We start from the raw sequence: 17,653 nt of genomic DNA, 5'->3' as shown, positions 1-17,653 counted from the left end.
TTATCCAACAACCTTATTCTTTATGATGATGAAATCTAATTCCCAAAAAAATGTCATAAAGAAATTCAAAAAAGTCTTTTTTCTGTAGCAAACCAGAAGTTTGATAACAACCCTTTTCATCTAAAAGAGGCTTCATCAGGTAATAAGTAGGCTGGTAATTATACCAAGGAATCGAAGGCCACAAATGATGAATTAAGTGATAGTTTTGTCCTAATATCAATATATTAAGAATAGAGTTGGGATAGACGCGGGCATTTTTCCAGCGATCGCGCTCTAAAAAAGGACGATGAGGCAAATAGTCAAAAAATAATCCTAGTGTTATCCCGACTACAAAAGCAGGGACAAACCAAAAATTCAGAATGTAACCTAAAAAATTGTATTGAACTGAAATATATACAATTGAAGCGATAATTAAACGGCTAATAAACCATTCTAGTAGCTCATATTTACGCCACAGTCGGCGTTGAAAGAAAAATACTTCATGATATAGAAATCGAAATGCAATTAACCACAAAGGCCCGCCTGTAGAGACATAATGATCCGGGTCATCTTTGGGGTGGTTCACATGGCCATGATGTTGCAAATGTACCCGCGTAAACACTGGAAAAGCAAAAGCTAACATCAATGCACTGCCATGTCCTAAAATTGCATTAATTATTCGATTGCGATGGGCAGATTGATGACAGGCATCGTGAATTACTGTTCCCGCACAATGCAAGGCAATAGTGTTAACACCAAAACACAGCCAGTGCGGCCATTCCCAAAGCCAGTAACCAAAGTTAGATAACACCAACATTCCCACAGCAGCTGAAAACAGCAGTTGTGTTGGATTGAAATCACCAGGAGGCGCTAAAAATTCCTTGGGTGGGATTGTTAATGGCTTTTGTGCCTCCGACGCGAGCATTGTTAACATCGACTCCTTGTTTTTTTATTAAACATTACGAATATACGACAAAGATTAGGGAATAGTAAAGATTTGTAAATTTTTATATACCAAGATTTATCCAGACCTTAGCCTATGGGCAGATGAATAACGCTATGATTCCAGACGAGGCTTAGTCTTTGCTCATGAGTAGGGGAATGGGAAATGGGGTATGGGGCATGGGGCATGGGGAGTGTGCGGAAAAATAGAATTTATGCTTCTTCCTCTTTTACACTTCCCACACCTCCTTATCCCCCTATCTCTCCATCCTCTTCCCCATGCCCCATGCCCAATGCCCAATGCCCAATGCCCATTTCTCCTATAACCCTACTCTAACTGCTGAAATCTTATAGCAGTGACCAGAAAGGAGATGCCATTTAAAGTTACGATGACTTCCCAGATAGCTCCCTAAATTCAGCCCCTATGCAATTAAGAGATTCTCTACGCCGGACAAAAATTGTCGCTACTATTGGTCCCGCCACAAGCAGTCCTGAAATGCTCAAGGCGATTATTGAAGCGGGAGCAACGACACTGCGGCTAAACTTCTCCCACGGTACTCATGCAGATCATCAGCGTAATATTCGCTTAATTAGACAAACCGCTTTTGAACTTAATCAACCAGTGGCTATTCTCCAAGACTTGCAGGGCCCAAAAATTCGCTTGGGGAAGTTTGACAATGGAGCTATAGTTGTAGCAAAAGGCGATCGCTTCACCTTAACAAATCGTCCAGTTATAGGTACCCAGGAAATTAGCTGCGTCACCTATGATTATTTAGCCCAAGAAGTCCCGGTTGGTGCAAAAATCCTCCTCGATGATGGACGAGTGGAAATGGTGGTGGAGGAAATTAACCGTGACAAAGGTGATTTGCACTGTCGCATTACCGTCGCTGGAAAACTTTCTAACAACAAAGGCGTAAACTTTCCTGGAGTTTACTTATCAATTAAGGCAATGACCGACAAAGACCGAGAGGATCTGATGTTTGGTCTAGATCAGGGTGTAGACTGGGTAGCACTTTCCTTTGTCCGCAATCCCCAGGATTTGATGGAAATTAAAGAGCTAATTTCCAGTACAGGCAAGCAAGTGCCAGTGATTGCCAAAATTGAAAAACACGAGGCCATTGAACAAATGGAAGCGGTTTTGGCCTTGTGTGATGGTGTGATGGTCGCCAGAGGCGATTTGGGCGTGGAACTACCAGCAGAAGATGTCCCCGTACTGCAAAAGCGGCTGATTGCGACAGCAAACCGCTTAGGGATTCCCATCATCACTGCCACTCAGATGTTAGACAGCATGGTAAGCAATCCCCGTCCCACACGTGCCGAAGTGTCAGATGTAGCAAATGCTATTTTAGACGGCACAGACGCGGTGATGCTTTCCAATGAAACTGCCGTAGGTAACTACCCAGTAGAAGCAGTGGCCACAATGGCACGTATCGCCGAGCGCATTGAGCAAGAGGAGGCGCAGTCAGTAGTACGTCAGTTAAGAGATACCAGACGCTCTATTCCCAATGCTATCAGCCAAGCTGTGAGTCAAATTGCAGAACAACTGGGAGCAGCAGCAATTATGACTCTAACCCAAACTGGGGCAACAGCTCGCAATGTCTCGAAATTTCGTCCCCATACACCGATTTTAGCAGTAACACCCCATGTGAACGTGGCGCGACAATTACAGATGGTATGGGGAGTAAAACCGCTGCTAGTACTGGGATTGCCTTCCACAGGCCAAACATTCCAAGCTGCAATCAACGTGGCTCAGGAACTAAAGTTACTCTCTGAGGGAGATTTAGTAGTGATGACTGCTGGGACACTCCAGGGAGTTTCTGGTTCTACAGACTTGATTAAAGTTGAGGTGGTAACGGCAATACTAGGTCATGGAATTGGACTAGGCCAAGGTTCGGTCAGCGGTCGCGCACGGGTGGCAAATACTAGCATGGATGTTAGTAACTTTAATCCCGGAGATATTTTGGTTGCTTCCCGCACCAATGCTGATTTTGTGGAAGCAATTCGTAAAGCTGCTGGGATTATTACGGAAGACGAAAGTCTTACAAGTCACGCAGCAGTAATCGGCTTACGTCTTGGTGTGCCAGTGATTGTTGGCGTAAAGCAAGCGACGCAAGTAATTCGGGACGGCGCAATTATAACGCTGGATTTACAACGGGGTTTGATCTACTCTGGGGCTGTGAAAACGTCTTAGGATTGGGGATTGGCGACTGGGGACTGGAGGCTGGTGACTGGGAGATGGGGGAGTGTGGGGAGTGTGGGGGGAAAGATTTCTTCCCCATCCTCCCACACCTCCCACACCTCCCCATGCCCCATGCCCCATGCCCTTATCTAACACTTGCGATCGCTACCCCAAGCCATGCGGCAAAGTTTTGCTGCTGTGTAGAGTCGGGAGAATCAACAGGTTTTACTTGATACTTAGTAGGATTTGGTGACCCTAGCGTAATTGAATAAGTACGGAGTTCGTCTTGGTGGAAAACTGCGACCTCAATCTTATCGTTTGGTTGGTAATCTTTGAGGCGATCGCTTAAACTATTTGCCGTTACCTTAATTCCATCAATTGCCAATAACTCATCACCTGCATCAATTCCCCCTGCTTGTGCAGGTGAACCCGCTTCAACAAACTTAATAATCTCCCGCCCATTTTCAGTATTTATTCTCACACCCAAGTAAGGTTCTTCCTGCGGTTCTGCTACTAACTGTAAACCAAAGGGTTCTAAATACTGATTAAATGGCAAATCTTCGGTGGTATGAATGTAGCGCTCAAAGAAATCAGCTAAATCAATTCCTGCCACAGATTCTATAACTTCTTGCAACTGTTCTTGGGTATAGCCAATTTCAGCTTCTCCAAATTGCTGCCACATTTTCAGCATTACGTCATCGAGGGAACGCTGATTACTGTGAGTTGAGCGAATCAGTAAATCTAGCAATAACGATATCATTTCTCCTTTTAAATAGTAGGAAATTTGGGAATTACCGCTATTGGCATCTGGACGATAGAGTTTAATCCAAGCATCAAAACTCGACTCGGAAAGAGGCTGTACTTTCCGCCCTGGCGTGGTTTGATATCTGGTAATTTCTTTACTTAAATGATTCAGATAGGACTTAGCATCATAAATTCCTGCCCGCAAAGGAATTAACAAATCGTAGTAACTAGTAGTCCCTTCACAAAACCACAAGCATGGAGTGTAATTTTCTTGATCATAGTCAAAAACCTCTAAAGCTTTTGGGCGAATTCGCTTGACATTCCACAAGTGAAAGAACTCATGTGCTACTAATTGCAGAAAGCGATCGTACTTTTCTGGAACGCGAAACCCAAAACGCTGATAAATTAAAGAGCAAGAATTTTTATGCTCCAAACCGCCAAAAGCTTGGCTAAATAAATGTAACAAAAACACATATCGTTCATAGGGCAAACCGCCGAACATCTGTGCTTCTACCCGAATAATTTTTTGGATATCAGCAATCATCTGCTGGACTTGATAATTCCCTTGCCCCCAAATTGCCAATTCATGGGGTTTTCCCAAAACCTCAAATTGATACAATTCGTGGCGACCAATTTCAAATGGACTATCGACAAGAGTATCAAAATCGCTAGCCAAAAAAGTATTCTTTTCCTCGCCAATGGCAGGTAAAGCAGTAGTTACCTGCCATTCTGGGTGTGGTGGTACGATGGTGACACGAATCGGTTGTTTTTCCCAGCCAGGTATTCTAAAAAATATTGCTGCACCGTTGAAATAACCGTGGGTAGCATCCAAGTGATTTGTCCGTACCGATAGCTCATTGGCAAAAATCCGATAGCGTATAGTTAATTCTGAAACACTTACTTTATCTATCTGCCAATGGTTTTTACTAATTTTCCGCCAAGGCAAAGGCTTATCCTCTGCAAAAGCCACAAAATCCTGTAGGTTCTTGGCATATTCCCGAACTAAGTATGAACCTGGCGTCCATACTGGCAGTTTTAAATCAAGAATCGGCCAGGGGTAATTTACAAGGCGTAAAGTCACCTCAAACAGATGAGTTTCTGGCTGGGACATTGCCACCAAGTAATGAATCGTTGGTGCAGTTTCCTGAACGTGGGTATTGGGTCGAGATGCAGTTGCTTCAGTCATCTTGTGTGCTGAGTTAATATTAATGAGATTCTTAGATTTGTCCCAATAATGACAAATTTGTTTTTAAATTTTGACTTCTATTCCTGGGGCTGTTGGAGAAATAGCTCAATAAAAACGAAGATTAAGCACGGACTTCTCAAGTATGCCTAAAACTTCAGTCACCAAGATGATTATAAAACTCGATTTCGAGATTGTTAAAAAAGATGTATTGCAAAGTGCGCTGTGCTGAGTGTAAATCTACTGATTTCATGACTCAGAACAATTAATACTCCTAACCTAACGCGAGCTTAACTTATTGGTTAATTTTGATACTTTTAATCGAGGCAAACAAAGGTCTAAATAGGAGGTAATCCTATTTAACCAAAGGCTTTTGTGTATCCTTTAAGCGGGCGGCGGGAATCGAACCCGCATTAATAGCTTGGAAGGCTATAGTTTTACCACTAAACTACGCCCGCAAATTTCCAACTTTTTAATTATAACACAGTTATAAAGAAAATTCAAACTTTTAGTTGGAATTGGCAGACTGAATTTTGATCCGGACATACAGATTGCTCAAATCTGGTTTTGTACCATCGTTATTTTGAGCAGGAAGAAAGTTTTCTGTTTTGAAAATTTGGTTAAGGGCTTGCTCGTATGTGCTTTTTTGGCTTTTCAGTGTTGCTGGTTGTATTTCTAGCACTACGGCTTGTTGAAAGTTGCCATTGCGATCGATTACTAAGCTAGCTAGGAGTTGTGCTGGCTGAAGTCCAGAATTTTGGGAGAGAAAACTGGGATCGAATTGTTTTGTATTGCTACCTTGATATATAGCGATCGCATCTGGCAAAGTATCCTGTATAAATTCTCCTGATTTTATCAAGTTACTGACTTCATCTCTAAGTAAAGGAGCTACTATTGCTACCGACGCTCCCTGAGTAGAAGTCGGTGGAACTTGTGGGGTAGGAGTTGGCGGAGTTAGCCCTGCGGGAGTTGGTGGAGTTTGTGGGGTAGGAGTCGGCGTACTTTCCCTCGGTGGAGTTGGTGAAGCTTGGGGGGTAGGAGTTGGCGTACTTCCCCTTGGTGGAGTTGGTGAAGCTTGTGGGGTAGGAGTTGGCGTACTTCCCCTTGGTGGAGTTGGCAAACTTGTGGGAAGGCTTGATGGTAGCGCTGTGCCCTTGCCGAATTTTAAATCTTGACGGCGGTTCCAAGGAAGATTACCTACTAGAACTTTAGGTGTAGGTGTCGCCGTGGGTGTGGGCATCGGCTTGGCAACTTTTTGTTGCCCAGAGGGTTGACTATTAGTTTGAGAGGTGTCAGTTTTACTCTTGGGCTGAAGCTTATTAGTGGAATTTATTGCAGCAGAATCTCGATTTTTTGGCGTAGTTCTTGCTGCTACAGACTTTTGAGTTGAAGAAAATCGCTTTAGTGAAACTATTTTAGCTGCTGATTGTGATTTGCTTGTTGATTTCCTTGCAGGAGCAATGTCTATCAATTCAATGGGTATAGCAGATTGGCTTTCCTGAGGAAACCAGAGATTAAAAGTATTTGATGACCGCAACAACAAGAACACTAACAAATGCAGAAAGACTGAGCTGGTAGCAACAGAAATCCACAAAAGAGGTGGATCGGTATGTCGCCTCCAGACTTTGGCTGGAATTGGAGTTTTGTCTGCAACCGAGGGTTCCATATTCTCTTTGAAACTGGTTCTGATTAGGCACTTTTACTAATTTGTATGCTTTAACCAGTTATCAGTGTTCACTCCGTGATTTAGAATCCAGTCTAAATTTTAGCGATTAATCATTACCTCTGATGTAACGGCGAAGGTCAGAACTGTTTCATCTACTCCTTTAAGTTCTAGGGGACTACCTTTAGTAATTTCTTCTTCTTGCAAATAATCTGCCACGGCAGCAGAAACCAAGATAGTACCGGGAACAGCAGCAGATTGTAACCTAGCAGCAATATTTACGCTTGGGCCAATAGCAGTATAGTCAGCACGTTCAGCGCTACCAAACATCCCCACAACTGCCGTACCTTGGTGAATACCACAGCGAAACTGGACGCCAGTTTGTCTGTCACCATCAAATACACCTTGGTCTCGCCAACGCTGGTTTAATTGATCCAGAGAACGGTGCATTCCTCTTGCTGTATTTATGGCACGACGTACCTGTTCGTTGGGAGTGAGTTCTTCTGGCGCCCCATATAAAGCTAAGATGGCGTCTCCCATAAATTTATCTACAGTACCGCCATTAGCAAATACAACCTTGGTCATAGCTTCTAAATATTCATTGAGTAACTCTGCTACTCGCCGGGATCTAAGGGTGTTTGCTAGCTGTGTGAAACCCACAATATCACTAAACAAAACTGTAATTAAGCGTGGTTCTGGGCGCAAATCTAAAGCCAAATCTCCGGCGGCAGCTTTTTGCACCAACACAGCCGGCAAAAAGCGCTTTAGTACCGATTCTGTAAGATATATATTTAACTCCGAGATCCGTCTTTCATTTTCTTTCAACGCTAAAAGATTGCGAACTTCCGCTAAAAGCTCGCGATCGTTGAATGGTTTTGCTAAATAAGCATCAGCACCATGTTCTGTACCTTCGATGCGAGTTTCTTCGTCAACTTTGGCTGTGAGCAAAATGATTGGTATTCCTTTGAGCTTCTCCTCGCTGCGGATCATCTGAATCATTTCAAGTCCACTGACCAAGGGCATCATCAAGTCAGTAAGAACCAAGCTGGGCATAATTTCTTTAGCTAGGCGATACCCTTCATAACCGTTACGAGATGTCTGCACTTGATAGCCATTGCGACGCAGTATATCAGATACATAACTTCGCAAATCGGGGTTGTCGTCCACAACTAAAATAGAGTGCCCATTGCCCAGTAGTGATTCTTGAGTATCAGAAGTGGGTGATAAGTTTTTTGTAATATTTTCAATATTATCTGCTGTTTGATCTAGCAGTTCTAAATCAGCCAATTCTACACTAGCCCGGCTTGTGTTTAGTTCAACAGGACTTTCCAGCACTTGCTCTGTGGGTAAGTGAGCAGTACCAGTAACTAACGATAATTTAAAGGTAGTACCCTCACCATATATTGAATCCACACTGACTTGACCGCTATGTAATTCTACTAATTCTTTAACTAAAGCCAAACCCAAACCACTGCCTTCATAGGAACGGTTTGCTGAACCTTCTGCTTGGCGGAAGCGCTCAAATAAATGGGGAATTTGTTCTTTAACAATGCCAATTCCAGTATCTTGTACTTCCAAGATGCAACGATCGCCTTCAGGTTTTAGCCTGACGTTGATTGTCCCACCTTCGGGAGTAAACTTCATGGCATTTGATAGCAGGTTGTAAACGACCTTATCAAATTTTTCCATATCCAAGTACACCGTAGGACATTCATACAGCTGTGTAGTAAGTTGTAGTCCCTTTTTCTCGCAGTAGGGGCGAAAAGACTCAACAATTTGGCTGACAAATTCGACTAAATCGCAAGGACGGAAACTAGGCTGCATTCTTCCTGCATCTAGCCGTTGTAAATCCAGCAGTTGATTTACCAGTCGCAGCAAACGCCGGGAGTTACGTAGGGCGATCGCACTTTGGGAATAAGATAACCCCTCACCAGCCCCCACCGCTGACTCTAAAGGCCCCTGAATCAAGGTGATGGGAGTGCGAAATTCATGGGAGATATTTTGAAAAAATTCTGTTTTTTGTTTGTCTAATTCCAGTAAGCGTTCGGCTTGTTGGCGAGTTTTTTCATATAGACGTGATTGCTGCACAGCGATCGCGGCTTGAGCTGCTACTGCTTTAGCTAGGTCGATATCAGACGATAACCACTGCCGTATTTTATTACTTTGACATAAAGTAATACTACCTATGCATTTGCCATCAGCCAATAATGGCACGACCATTAGCGATCGTGCAGGCATTTTCAAAGACAAATCAAAACCCTGTATTCCTCTGGGAGAATGGTTTACATCAGCAATTACTACTGGTTCGTGTGTCTGTAAAATCTCTTGTAAAATGGGATTCTCTTTTATAGAGGTTTGAGAATTAGGTAATACAGTTAATACGTGATTATTGTTACTTATATTGTGGTCTAGAGCTAGCGATGCCTGGTTTGGGTTGTGGCTACCGAAATTTTCCCGATCTTGAAAACTGTCATACAAGCCCACAGACTGGACAAACTCATCTTCCTCCGTCCACAGAGATAGAACACAGCCATCAACTTGTAAAGCTTGTCCCAGTTGCTGAGTAATAGCTGCAAAAATATCTTCAGGGTCTAAGCTAGAGCGAATCGCGCTAGTAATGGTATTAATCAAACTCTCTCGCTTAGCTAGGGCACGTACTTGCTCGTAAACATAAGCTTGAGACAAAGCTAAGGCTGCTTGATCCGCCACCATCAATACTAGCTGCACTTCATCTTCCCCCCAGGAGCGGGGCAGAGAACACTGGTGCAGTGCTAGGACTGCCATCAGTTCCTGTTGACAGATTAGTGGCACCACTAAACTAGAACAAATGTCAGCAGCAGCAAAAGCTTCTCCACGTTGGCGCAGTTCTGGGGTATCACCCTGAACCCGCTCATCATCTATCACGTCATGAATTACTTGAACTTCACGGGTTTCCCAAACCGTGTGAGCCAGCAACGAGGAGGGTGAGATGGCAAGAGTGGCAGATGGAGGAGCAATAGGAAAATCGATCTCCGTGTCCCCGTGTCCCCGCGTCTTTGTGTCCTCATCTCCTTTGTCTTCCAGAGGCTTTTGATAGATAAATCCTTTATCTGCCAACTGTTCATCTTGGAAGGGACGCAACAGACAGACATCTACTTCCAACATCTGACCCACTGAATCAACAATTGCCTGCAAAATTTGCCGATAGTCTAATGCACTGCGAATCGTATTTGTGACCGTATTGAGCAGCGATTCTCGCCTGAGTGTGCGGGTAAGTTCGCGGGTACGAGCTTTGAGGACATTGTGGGTATCTAAAGCTTGGCGTACAACTCCTTTAAGTTCCTCTGCTTCCCACGGTTTAGTGACATATTTGAAAACCTTACCAGCGTTGATTGCTTCCACCAGGTCTTCGACATCGGTGTAGCCAGTTAAAATAATCCGGATAATATCTGGGTATTGAGTTGCTGTCAGGCTCAAAAATTCTGTACCGCTCATCATCGGCATCCGCTGGTCGGAGATGATCACCGCGACCTCTCCCTCTTGAGCCAGCAAATCGAGTGCCGCAGGGCCAGAGGTTGCTCTTAGCACCTTATAGTCACGATAGAAAGTGCGGTAGAGCAAATCAAGGTTGTCTGGTTCATCATCAACAACCAAAATTTTAGGCTTACTGTTTGCTTGGGATTTCATGCACCGCTTTCCTGCTGCAACGGCAGTCGGATAAAGAATAATCTGATGGGGTGAGGATTTTTCTGAGTCAGGTAAGAGCAGAGCATTTCGACCAATAAGGCTGTTTGGCTACATGACTGCTGAGTGTGGGAGCGTTTACTCACAGTGATTTATCTCAATGGCTGATATCGATTACTGTTTGCTCTAGTACAGAGTAATTGATTTTATAGTCTGTTTTAGTGTTACAGAGTCTATACTTGCTTGCCAAATTTTCTTTCACCTCCAGTGAGCAATCTCTGATACTACATACAGCACTCATAGCTAGCTGAAAAATCCAGATGAAGCTGCATATTAAGTTTTCCCCGCGTAGCAGTTGTACTAACACTTGCAGGTAAATTTTATTTATGGTAGTCATGGTAGAGCCAATAATATTAAAACAATAAGATTTAAAGCCAAAGTATACTATTAGACAAATGCCTCTTTCCAATTTAGCAATCAGAACTATCATTAAGACAAGTGCCGATGGTTAAGAAGTTGAGAATTAAGGATCTACTCGCCAAGCAGAGGGGTATTGGATACTGGCGCAAAGAAGACACGGGGACACTCTGACATTCACACAAGCCTGGGATAAAACTTGCTTAGATTCAGAACTTTTCTGCGGTCTCCCCCAGTCCCTAATTCCCAATCCCCAGTCCGTAGTTCCTTTTTTATACTTGAATGATGCATTTAATTAAAAATTTTGTAGCTGCTGCCGAGAGACGAGCTATGCTGTTCTTCTATCTATTCACACCAACCTCTAGCTTTTTACAGATGGCTTTGCGATCGCCACACCGATCTCATACCCCAGAGCATCAGGAATTTATCTAAATCCATTGAACTTAAGATTTTAAATTTACGAAACTTTAACTTTTAAGGCGCTTTCAACAATGCGGGCTAGAAAAGTTTAACCAACTTTTACACTTTGTCGAATCCCTAACCAAACATGAATTCTTAGTCTGAAGTTAGTCCAATTTCCTGGGCAACTTACTGTTAAGTAAATACTGTTTTAAAATTTTTGATAAATTTTCTTTGAATAAAATCAATACTAAAGTAGCCTTGAAATATCGGTTTTTTCACCCTTACCACCAACAGCCAATCGATCCACCTTCTTGCCATTTCCAAATTCGCATGGCTACACCTGCTGATTTAGTTAGTGTTGCCCAAATTATTGCTGAAAGCTTTCACTCACAAAAAGGCATTTGGGGATGGACTTTTCCATTGTTACGTCTGGGCATTTACGAAGACTTAAGACATCGCATTGTATCACCTGCGCCTCGTCATGTTTGTTTAGTTGCTCTTGATTATACTACTGGTGCTGCTAGTAACTTAGTGGGTACTGTAGAACTGGGCGTGCGTTATAGCGATTCTTGGAGTCAGGTCGGCTTGGGTTTTCCTTACTTATCGAATTTAGCGGTTCACCCAAATTACCGTAGACATGGCGTGGCGTCAGGGTTACTGAATCGCTGTGAAAAAATATCTCAAGAATGGGGATTTAAAGATTTATATCTCCACGTTCTAGAAAATAACCACCAAGCAAGACAGCTTTATTTCAAGCTGGGATATCGGGTGCATAAAGTCGAATCGAATTGGAATACATTTTTGCTTAGACGTTCGAGTCAGATGTTATTGCACAAAGGCCTAAGTGCTGACTCCATTATCTGAATTTTTTTTAGCATCTATAAATTTTAATGTTACGATCGCTTTGAAAAATTCTATTAGAGGTTGTTTGGAAAGTCCTCTTGAAGACTTGACTTGTGGTTTTCAAGGAATGAGGAGCAATATCCAACAAAAATTGAGATTATGCCCGAAAGCAAAATTATTGATCCTTTTCAAACATCCTCTTAACAAAATCCGCAATTGAATATAAATTAATTTAATGTAAAATCTGGAAAAATAGGCGAAATATCGTTCAAAAATCAGATATTAGCTAAATAGCAAGAATTTGGAAACTACCTTTTTGATATTAACATACAGCTTTTAGTAATTCTCTGAAAGATATTTATATTGAGAGTTTTATCAAAATTATAAATAGTAATTTTAAGAAAACTACAATTTTATAAAAGTAGATTTGTTCATAAAAATTTACGTTTGGTACTTTTGATTTTAATTAATAAATTTAAATAATTTTTCTTGCAAAGAATATAGATTATAATGGAGATAGCTCTAAATCCGAACAAAAAAATTCTCAATTCCTCATAATAACTTTGTAATTAAGATATTCATCTTTATAAAAACTTTAAAAAAACACTATTATAATTTGAAGACAAATCTACTTGTATCTCATAAAATATAATCACTCAATTAGTGAATAATGCCTATTTATTTTTATCTTAGATAAATTGACCACAAGACTGTTGATGATAAAAGAATGAAAAATCTCATTTGAAATAACAGCTAGTTCCTTATTGAAGTGCATACTACTACCAAATCCTTTGAAAGTTTAAAAAACATGGATAGCGAACAGCATCGCCGCTATCAGCCCTCTATGGTATCAACCTATTACCCTGAAACTAGTTTCCCCGACTATCTTGTCATGCCAGATGGAACTGAGCAACCACAAGGCTCGGACATCCTTACACGTTTACACAGTGGAGAAGTTTTCATCGTCAATAGTCGCAGGCGAAACGGATTAATACTGTTTAAACGTTACCATGCAGAGTTCGCGGGCCCTGGGGCTGCTGTGGGTGGAGACTACGATTTTGATTGCCAAGGGGCACTGCCAATAGGTAATCTGTCTTTGTTAACTCCAGAATCTAATGAAGAACGTCAGAAAGCTTACTTGATTAGGCGACAATGGATTCGATTGATCAAACAAATTACAGAAAATCCAGTTCCTGGCCAGCGAGTCCAAAAAATTCTGGATCAATTTGAGCAATACTTTCCACCGGAAATAGTGTCTCTTCTTCCGGATGTAGCCTTTGCTCTTTTAGTAGGTGTGCTGCCACAAACAGTAGGACTGGTACGCCGTTTGGGCAGTGAAGATGACGGTAGATTTATTGAGTGAATTGTTAAGATTGCAAATTTGCCAAAGCGGCTTGTACTCGATTAATAGTACGGGCATTTTCCTCGGTCGTTCCGACAGTAATTCGTAATCCGCCGCTAATATATCGCACGAGTGTGCCCACTGTCCTAAGTTTGTGATGCAAACTTTTTAAACTAGCGTCTTGTGAGTGTGAACTATTTGGTTTGAGACGCACGTAAATAAAGTTGGCAGTGCTGGTTGTGATTTGTAGTTCTGGTTGTTGGGATAAAGCTTCAATGAGTTTGGCTCGTTCGCTTAATATTTGCCCAATTGACTCAAGTAAGAGTGGGCGATTTTGTAAAGCGATTAATGCTGCTGCTATGGAAAAGCTCGGAAGATTGTAGGGTAAGCGGATTTTTTCTAAGATGGCGATCGCCTCTGGATGAGCAACGCAATAGCCGACGCGAAGAGATGCCAATCGAAAAGCTTTAGAAAAAGTCCGTAAAATCACCCAGTTAGGGTGCTGTGGTAATTCACCGACTAGAGTAGTTTGGCTAAATTCAAAATAGGCTTCATCAATCACAACCAAAATATGCTCAGGCAAACTCTTTAACCAAAGCAACTCTGCTGTAGTTAAACTGTTGGCAGTTGGCGAATTCGGATGCACCACGAAAACTACCCGAATGGGAGGGTTTTGAGTTTCTTCAATGGCAGACTGGGCAGCTTTTAAGTCAATTTCAAAATTGATTTCATTTCTCCCCACCGCTACTACAGGAATGCCCAAAGTTTGTGCCAAAATTCCGTACATTGAGAAAGTGGGATTGGCAACAAGAATTGAACCTTCTCCTCCTAGACAAGTGGCGATTAATAAAGAACGGATTAGTTCATCTGAACCATTGCCTACAGAGATATTAGCGGCATTAAACAAAGATGGCAACAGACCAGCTGACTCATTAACATACTTAGCGATCGCACTTTTAAGTGTCTCATGTCCGCCATCAGGATAACGATTTGTTTCAATTTCTTGCTTATATGTCCAGGCTAACTTTTCTTTTAACTGGGACGGTAAATCATAAGGGCTTTCATTTGTATCGAGGCGATCGAACTGCGTCGGAACTGATGCAGCAGTATCGCTGCTAGGGTGGGGTTTGTAGGCTGTAAATTGTGCTAAATCTGCTCGGATGAAGGGAAGCATATCAATTTTAGATTTTGGATTTTAAATCAATACTGTTTACAAAAGGCTTAATTTGACCTAATCGTTTTTGACGGTAAGTGAATATACCCTCTTTCAATCTATGAGTTGAGTAGTACTGACTGAAAAATATAGAATCCTCATTTGACTTTTGAACTTACTCATAGGTGAGGAAATAGGGAATAGGCAATAGATAAAGATTAATTGCCTGTTGCCTTCAGATGTAGAATCTGATTGTGATGTAGGTTATGTGTAAGTTTTATATTTTACAACTTCAAGGTAACTGGCAGAAGAGGCGAATTGCTTGCCATATTTCTTCCATAACATTACCTAAAGCGTGGTCGCTGTCGAGTTCGACTAACTCCACCCAAGGACGCGATCGCCCAAAGTCACGACTAGCTTCAATAGGAATGACTTCATCGTTCTTTCCGTGCAAAATTAGCGTGGGAATAGGACGTTGCAAAATTTCTTCTTCGTATTGTGCTGCATCGGTCACAAAATTGTAATTTAAGGGAAGCGATCGCCCTTCCTCATAGTGGTACACCATGAGATATTTTTCTTGCTGCCAACGCTGTATTTCCTCATCTGTTAATTTGGGTAACCAATGGGATAAGAAACCGAAAGCTGGCGCTAGTAAGACTAAGCGTTGTATTTGTAAATATTGCTGTGCTAAGTGGATAGCAGTTAAACCACCTAAACTTGAGCCAATAATCGTTACTGGTGTAGAATCCTTGGGTAATTCTGCCGCAACTTGAGTGATTTGACGAGCGATCGTCAGCTGGGAAAAATCCCCAGCATTCAAATCAGGAATTTTCAGTTCTGTCTCAATTTCGGTAAAGCGATGGCCAAAGTACCGTGCTTTAGCAGATTTTGGACTCGAAGCAAAGCCGTGTAAATAGATATACTGGGTAGACATTCAACTTTTACCATAGGGTTGTCATTGGTCATCGATCGTTTATCCAAGACTAATGACTAATGACTAATGACCTAGTTATCGCATTGTGACAAATTCTTCAGCTACCGAGGGATGTATGCCAACAGTGGCGTCAAAGTCTTTTTTGGTTGCGCCCATGTTCACAGCGATCGCCACACCTTGAATGATCTCAGCAGCATTTTCACCTACCATGTGAGCGCCAAGCACTTTATCAGTGTTGCTATCAACTACTAATTTCATCATTGCCTTCTCTTGCTTGCCAGTCAAACTGTGGTACATCGGGCGGAAGCGAGCACGATAAATTTTTACGGCCTCATCACCGAGTTTTTCCCTAGCTTCAGCTTCTGTCCAGCCTACTGTTGAAGCTTCCGGGGTAGAAAATACGGCTGTGGGCACATTTTGGTGATTGAAGGCTCGACGATTATTCCCGAATTCACTATCAGCAAAGGCGCGACCTTCACCAATTGCTACGGGAGTTAAATTAATTCGGTCGGTGACATCACCAACAGCAAAGATATTCGGTTGACTCGTTTGGCTATATTCATTGACTGCGATCGCATTTGTGCTGCTGTATCCTGGCCCTTCTATGGAACTAGGGACAACATTAACCCCAACATTTTCTAAACCTAGTCCATCTACATTTGGAGTCCGACCAGTGGCTATTAAAAACACATCAGCAATTACTGGTTCTCGATCTTCCCCTGATAAAGTCAGTTTCACTCCTTCTGGCACCCGTTCAACTTTTTCTATCACATGATTGTTAATCAGCTCAATTCCGTGCTGCTTCATACCTTCTTGAATATCTGTGCGGATGTCCTCATCAAACCCCTTCAAAATCTTTTCACCTCTAGTAATTTGCGTTACTTGAGAACCCAAACCGCGCATAATACAGGCAAATTCTGTGCCAATATAACCAGCGCCAATAATGGCAATGTGTTTTGGTTGTTCTTTGAGATGAAAAATTTCGTTAGAAGTAATGCCATGTTCCATTCCTGGCAAATCGGGTTTTATGGGACGCCCGCCAACAGCAATTAAAATTTTGTCTGCTGTAATTTTGCGTCCATCAACTTCTACTGTGTGAGGGTCTAAAAATGCGGCGCGACCGGGAATTAGTTCTACGCCTGCTTTTTCTAAAAGGCTGATATGTAATTGGGAGAGTCGGCGAACTTCTTTATCTATAGATGTAATAAAATGTTCCCAGTTCAATTGTGCATTATCCACTTTCCAGCCATAGCCTGCGGCGTCACTGAAGAGTGCCGGAAAGTGGGAGCCATAGACCATGAGTTTTTTGGGAACACAACCGCGAATAACACAAGTTCCGCCAACTAAATCATATTCGGCGATCGCCACTTTTGCTCCGAAGCTAGCCGCCCGTTTGGAAGCCGCCAAACCACCAGAACCCGCGCCAATTACAAACAGGTCGTAATCAAAAGTCATAAATTTTTCTATCTCTTTAGCAACAAGTTAGTTCCTGAGAACTTACACACAGAATGCGATCGAACTATATAAGGATATCCGGTAAACCTTGTGTAAGTCTTGTCCTTGATTTAATCTAGCGTTAGCAGATTCTCTGTATTCGTAGGGAATATTACTTTTTTGCTGTAGTGTACCTTCTAGAAAGGTTTTGGTGTGTATGGGACTCACCTAAAAATATGGTAATAGATTGAATAAATTAACGTTTTCATGGCTTATACCAATTCCTAATTTGCAATATCCGCAAAAGGGGAAGCAAGCCAGGCAATGGGCTATGCCTTGCTACGCTAACGCAATTTGTGAAATTCATATTGTATCTAGGTTTCAAGGTTTGAATCTTTTGCAGAATTTTAGAGAATTGGTATGACGCGCTGATTACAGTTGGAAGCCAAGCGCCCTTGGGAAAAGTTATCGAGTATCTCCAGAATCAGGGGAAATTAGAATAAGGATGCTGCGCGTTTTCTGTGTGATTTCGCTTACTCCACCTAGAACGAAGTTGAGGTGGAGACTGCGCTCAACATTTTTTGTTCAATCACTGTAGATTAACTGATGGAACGCTCCATAGCAGAGTACTGTAGTAGTTTTATGTAGTTTCTGGAGGGGGGTTTTCAGTACCTCCACCAGGGTTTTCATTACCTGTACCTCCACCAGGGTTTTCATTACCTGTACCTCCACCAGGGTTTTCATTACCTGTACCTCCACCAGGGTTTTCATTACC

13 protein-coding genes and 1 tRNA gene are annotated in these 17,653 nt (G+C 42.2%); 4 read left to right on the top strand and 10 right to left on the bottom strand.

Annotation, left to right across the window (positions count from 1 at the left end; translation table 11 throughout):
* Nucleotides 1–13 precede the first annotated feature (13 nt).
* Nucleotides 14–904, bottom strand: coding sequence for a beta-carotene hydroxylase (gene crtR / locus H6H03_RS19725; RefSeq protein ID WP_190956786.1), 891 nt, complete (start codon nucleotides 902–904; stop codon nucleotides 14–16).
* A 183-nt stretch (nucleotides 905–1,087) separates the two neighbouring features.
* On the opposite strand from crtR, the gene H6H03_RS19720 reads away from it, so the two are divergent.
* Nucleotides 1,088–1,258 (top strand): hypothetical protein, encoded by a 171-nt coding sequence (locus H6H03_RS19720; protein WP_190956785.1) that lies wholly within the window; start codon nucleotides 1,088–1,090, stop codon nucleotides 1,256–1,258.
* 87 nt (nucleotides 1,259–1,345) lie between these two features.
* Nucleotides 1,346–3,112 carry a pyruvate kinase gene (gene pyk / locus H6H03_RS19715; RefSeq protein ID WP_190956784.1) on the top strand — a complete coding sequence of 589 codons (1,767 nt, stop codon included), beginning with the start codon at nucleotides 1,346–1,348 and terminating at the stop codon, nucleotides 3,110–3,112.
* Here pyk and H6H03_RS19710 read toward each other — a convergent pair.
* The 6 genes from H6H03_RS19710 to H6H03_RS19685 all read right to left on the bottom strand — a co-directional run bounded on the left by H6H03_RS19710 (nucleotide 3,068) and on the right by H6H03_RS19685 (nucleotide 10,499).
* Nucleotides 3,068–3,241, bottom strand: a complete 174-nt coding sequence (locus tag H6H03_RS19710) for a hypothetical protein (RefSeq protein ID WP_190956783.1) — start codon at nucleotides 3,239–3,241, stop codon at nucleotides 3,068–3,070. The two genes, pyk and H6H03_RS19710, sit on opposite strands and share 45 nt — an antisense overlap.
* Nucleotides 3,242–3,245: 4 nt before the next feature.
* A complete protein-coding gene (locus H6H03_RS19705; RefSeq protein ID WP_190956782.1) occupies nucleotides 3,246–5,030 on the bottom strand; it encodes a M61 family metallopeptidase in 1,785 nt (594 codons plus the stop codon).
* Nucleotides 5,031–5,414: 384 nt separating this feature from the next.
* Nucleotides 5,415–5,485, bottom strand: a tRNA-Gly gene (locus tag H6H03_RS19700).
* A gap of 50 nt (nucleotides 5,486–5,535) precedes the next feature.
* Complete coding sequence (locus H6H03_RS19695) at nucleotides 5,536–6,693, bottom strand: hypothetical protein (RefSeq protein ID WP_190956781.1); 1,158 nt, start codon at nucleotides 6,691–6,693, stop codon at nucleotides 5,536–5,538.
* Nucleotides 6,694–6,792: 99 nt separating this feature from the next.
* Nucleotides 6,793–10,356, bottom strand: coding sequence for a response regulator (locus H6H03_RS19690; protein ID WP_190956780.1), 3,564 nt, complete (start codon nucleotides 10,354–10,356; stop codon nucleotides 6,793–6,795).
* Nucleotides 10,353–10,499 carry a hypothetical protein gene (locus tag H6H03_RS19685; protein ID WP_190956779.1) on the bottom strand — a complete coding sequence of 49 codons (147 nt, stop codon included), beginning with the start codon at nucleotides 10,497–10,499 and terminating at the stop codon, nucleotides 10,353–10,355. Before H6H03_RS19685 ends, H6H03_RS19690 begins: the two co-directional genes overlap by 4 nt.
* A 904-nt stretch (nucleotides 10,500–11,403) precedes the next feature.
* Between H6H03_RS19685 and H6H03_RS19680 the strand changes: the two genes are divergently transcribed.
* Nucleotides 11,404–12,036, top strand: a complete 633-nt coding sequence (locus H6H03_RS19680) for a GNAT family N-acetyltransferase (protein ID WP_390842686.1) — start codon at nucleotides 11,404–11,406, stop codon at nucleotides 12,034–12,036.
* A gap of 787 nt (nucleotides 12,037–12,823) precedes the next feature.
* Nucleotides 12,824–13,378 (top strand): hypothetical protein, encoded by a 555-nt coding sequence (locus tag H6H03_RS19675; protein ID WP_190956778.1) that lies wholly within the window; start codon nucleotides 12,824–12,826, stop codon nucleotides 13,376–13,378.
* A gap of 4 nt (nucleotides 13,379–13,382) precedes the next feature.
* On the opposite strand, the gene H6H03_RS19670 is transcribed toward H6H03_RS19675, so the two are convergent.
* From H6H03_RS19670 to gor, 3 genes are all read right to left on the bottom strand, one after another.
* Nucleotides 13,383–14,531: a histidinol-phosphate transaminase gene (locus H6H03_RS19670; protein WP_190956777.1), complete on the bottom strand. Its 1,149-nt coding sequence runs from the start codon at nucleotides 14,529–14,531 to the stop codon at nucleotides 13,383–13,385.
* 271 nt (nucleotides 14,532–14,802) lie between these two features.
* Nucleotides 14,803–15,444 (bottom strand): YqiA/YcfP family alpha/beta fold hydrolase, encoded by a 642-nt coding sequence (locus H6H03_RS19665; protein ID WP_190956776.1) that lies wholly within the window; start codon nucleotides 15,442–15,444, stop codon nucleotides 14,803–14,805.
* A 75-nt stretch (nucleotides 15,445–15,519) separates the two neighbouring features.
* Nucleotides 15,520–16,899 carry a glutathione-disulfide reductase gene (gor, locus tag H6H03_RS19660; protein WP_190956775.1) on the bottom strand — a complete coding sequence of 460 codons (1,380 nt, stop codon included), beginning with the start codon at nucleotides 16,897–16,899 and terminating at the stop codon, nucleotides 15,520–15,522.
* Nucleotides 16,900–17,653: the final 754 nt, after the last annotated feature.

This window comes from Nostoc paludosum FACHB-159, from assembly GCF_014698835.1.
GTDB lineage: Bacteria > Cyanobacteriota > Cyanobacteriia > Cyanobacteriales > Nostocaceae > Nostoc > Nostoc paludosum.
This window is presented reverse-complemented; position numbering and strand designations above follow the sequence as displayed.

What these genes read in the sequence shown, in the direction of transcription:
- crtR (WP_190956786.1), bottom strand. Translation starts at nt 904, where the DNA reads ATGCTCGCGTCGGAGGCACAAAAGCCATTAACAATCCCACCCAAGGAA.
- H6H03_RS19720 (WP_190956785.1), top strand. Translation starts at nt 1,088, where the DNA reads ATGGGGTATGGGGCATGGGGCATGGGGAGTGTGCGGAAAAATAGAATT.
- pyk (WP_190956784.1), top strand. Translation starts at nt 1,346, where the DNA reads ATGCAATTAAGAGATTCTCTACGCCGGACAAAAATTGTCGCTACTATT.
- H6H03_RS19710 (WP_190956783.1), bottom strand. Translation starts at nt 3,241, where the DNA reads ATGGGGCATGGGGCATGGGGAGGTGTGGGAGGTGTGGGAGGATGGGGA.
- H6H03_RS19705 (WP_190956782.1), bottom strand. Translation starts at nt 5,030, where the DNA reads ATGACTGAAGCAACTGCATCTCGACCCAATACCCACGTTCAGGAAACT.
- H6H03_RS19695 (WP_190956781.1), bottom strand. Translation starts at nt 6,693, where the DNA reads ATGGAACCCTCGGTTGCAGACAAAACTCCAATTCCAGCCAAAGTCTGG.
- H6H03_RS19690 (WP_190956780.1), bottom strand. Translation starts at nt 10,356, where the DNA reads ATGAAATCCCAAGCAAACAGTAAGCCTAAAATTTTGGTTGTTGATGAT.
- H6H03_RS19675 (WP_190956778.1), top strand. Translation starts at nt 12,824, where the DNA reads ATGGATAGCGAACAGCATCGCCGCTATCAGCCCTCTATGGTATCAACC.
- H6H03_RS19670 (WP_190956777.1), bottom strand. Translation starts at nt 14,531, where the DNA reads ATGCTTCCCTTCATCCGAGCAGATTTAGCACAATTTACAGCCTACAAA.
- H6H03_RS19665 (WP_190956776.1), bottom strand. Translation starts at nt 15,444, where the DNA reads ATGTCTACCCAGTATATCTATTTACACGGCTTTGCTTCGAGTCCAAAA.
- gor (WP_190956775.1), bottom strand. Translation starts at nt 16,899, where the DNA reads ATGACTTTTGATTACGACCTGTTTGTAATTGGCGCGGGTTCTGGTGGT.